Here is a 2,668-nt window from a genome sequence, read left to right as displayed (position 1 = left end):
CGCTAATCACTATTGCTTTAAAGACAACAATAAGACAAGAATAAAACAAGAATAAGACCAGAATATTAACTGTTCATTTAAGGGAGAAGTGAGTTGGATCAACTACGTGCCATGCGGTATTTCAGTAAAGTGGTCGAAACAGGCAGTTTTACCAAAGCGGCGAGTGCGTTTAATGTGCCGCCATCATCTTTGTCGAGACGCGTTGCTGATTTAGAAAAGAGTTTGGGAGCGACGTTATTAAAGCGTTCGACCCGAATTGTTAAACTAACCGAAGTGGGGCAGATTTATTACAACGATGTCCAACAAATATTAAACCAACTAGCGCAAAGCCATGAAACAGTTCGTAGTTATCAAACAACACCAATGGGGCGTTTGCGGATCAGTTCGATGGTAGGGTTTGGTGACAAGATATTACTGCCGTTGTTAGATGAACTCAGCACGTTATACCCTCAAATTGTTTTAGATGTCAGTTTTAGCGACGAGTTATCAACACTTGGACGTGACGATGTCGATATTGCTATTCGCGGTGGTTATGCGCCCAATGAACGCGTGTTAGCAATAAGACTGATGGACAATGGTTTCATTCCTGTGGCGTCACCAAGTTACATAGAGAAACACGGTGTACCTAACAATGCGATGGAATTAACGCAACATAATGGCCTGTATTTTAAAGCGCCAACTGGGCCAACTCCTTGGTTATGTAATATGGACGGGCAATGGCATGACGTTTCAGGGCCGGCGGTAGCGATTTCAAATAATGGTCCTTGGCTGGCAAAAAAAGCTTGTAACGGAGAGGGCATTTTAATGTCAACTCGATGGGCGTTAGCGTCTTATCTTGAGTCTGGCAAATTGGTAGAACTTAAGTTTGAACATCAATTAGCCATTACCCAGCATTCTGATATGGCGGTTTATTTGTTGTATCAAAAACAGCGCTACTTAGTCCCAAAAGTAAAAGCGGCAGTCGATTTTTTAGTTGAACGAATAAAAGTAAAATGAGGGTTAATGAAGCCAATAAAACCCTACGGAAGAGTTAGTGAAGCAACTAATCGCTCTATTGATTTAAATCACTTTACGGGTGTTAAACACTTCCGATGGCATATTTTCATTTGGAAAATAGGCATTAACGTTAATGCATTTATGTCTATAAGTGGGTTCGGGGATTAACTCATTTATTCACTACATACAATTCTTTAGCGCAAGCTGTCTTAAATGATATGATATACAGTGATATTTCATCGAAACTAAAACTCAACGAGTGTAGACGTGGCAATTTCGGCCTAACTGTCCGCATGATGAATGTGGTAATTCGATTTATTCATTTGATTAATGTTAGGTGTATTTTTATTCTGTCGTCCTATGTTAGGGCGCACTCCCTTATAGTTTTTCAGCATTACCGGAGACAAAACTCATGACAAACATGAATGTGGATACCACGCAGTTAACGACTAAACCTTCCCAAGATGGTTTTAGCATGCCAGCCGAATGGGCGCAGCAGCAAGCAGTGTGGATGATTTGGCCATATCGTCCTGATAACTGGCGCTCTGCAGGGGCTTATGCTCAGGCGACATTTGCTAAAGTGGCAGATGCAATTGGTGCGGTTACCCCTGTTTATATGGGTGTGCCTAAGGCATTTTTGGCACAAGCCAAGACGGTTATGCCTGCTCACGTTACGTTGGTCGAAATAGATAGCAACGATTGCTGGGCTCGCGATACCGGACCTACAGTAGTTGTCAATGCCAAGGGTGAATGCCGTGGTGTTGACTGGGGCTTTAATGCCTGGGGCGGCGATAACGGTGGTTTGTATTCACCATGGGATAAGGACGAGCAAGTAGCGCAACAGATGCTAACTCAGCATGGTTTTGATCGTTATCAGGCTCCGCTTATTCTTGAAGGTGGTTCAATTCATGTCGACGGCGAAGGCACTTGCATGACCACGGCTGAATGTTTACTTAACAGCAACCGCAACCCCGATTTGACTCGTGAACAGATAGAAGCATTACTGGCTGAATATTTAAATGTTAAGCAGTTTATCTGGTTGCCAGACGGCGTATTCATGGATGAAACCGACGGACACATTGATAATATATGCTGTTTTGCTCGTCCAGGCGAAGTGGTTTTACATTGGACTGATGATCAAAGCGATCCGCAATATCCTCGTTCAAAAGCCGCTTTGGATATTTTGCAAAATACTGTTGATGCACAAGGGCGTAAGTTAACAGTTCATCTAATACCACAGCCTGGTCCTTTATATTGCACAGAAGAAGAAGCGCAAGGGGTAGCAGAAGGTACTGGTGTTCCACGTACGGCGGGTGAGCGTTTAGCGGGTTCTTATGCGAACTTTTTAATTACCAATAATCGTATTGTTTTCCCGTTACTCGATCCAGTAACCGACGATATAGCAGCTCAAAAATTGCAGGAAATATTCCCAGAGTATGAGATTGTCGGTGTGCCAGCCCGTGAGATTTTATTAGGTGGTGGTAATATCCATTGTATTACTCAACAGATCCCTTCTGGAAGATAAGTAACCGCGAAGGAGAACACAATGACCATTAATATCACTGTTGTTTCAACACTTTTGGCTTTTAAGAAGAGGTCGTAACATGTTCGAAGTCACTGAGGTTTCTATTGCCGAGCTGCGTGCAGCCCTCGAATCCGGTCGCACCACAGC

The 2,668-nt window shown here is 43.3% G+C and carries 2 protein-coding genes; both read left to right on the top strand.

Going from position 1 to position 2,668, the window contains the following annotated elements; all coding sequences use genetic code 11:
- Positions 1-93: 93 nt before the first annotated feature.
- Complete coding sequence (locus tag CXF78_RS19725; RefSeq protein ID WP_102037713.1) at positions 94-996, top strand: LysR family transcriptional regulator; 903 nt, start codon at positions 94-96, stop codon at positions 994-996.
- A 412-nt stretch (positions 997-1,408) separates the two neighbouring features.
- Positions 1,409-2,521: an agmatine deiminase gene (gene aguA, locus CXF78_RS19720; RefSeq protein ID WP_102037712.1), complete on the top strand. Its 1,113-nt coding sequence runs from the start codon at positions 1,409-1,411 to the stop codon at positions 2,519-2,521.
- Positions 2,522-2,668: the final 147 nt, after the last annotated feature.

This window comes from Shewanella sp. 11B5, from assembly GCF_002836795.1.
Lineage (GTDB): Bacteria > Pseudomonadota > Gammaproteobacteria > Enterobacterales > Shewanellaceae > Shewanella > Shewanella frigidimarina.
This window is presented reverse-complemented; position numbering and strand designations above follow the sequence as displayed.

Coding starts and splice junctions, on each gene's coding strand:
- aguA (WP_102037712.1), top strand. CDS start 1,409: ATGACAAACATGAATGTGGATACCACGCAGTTAACGACTAAACCTTCC.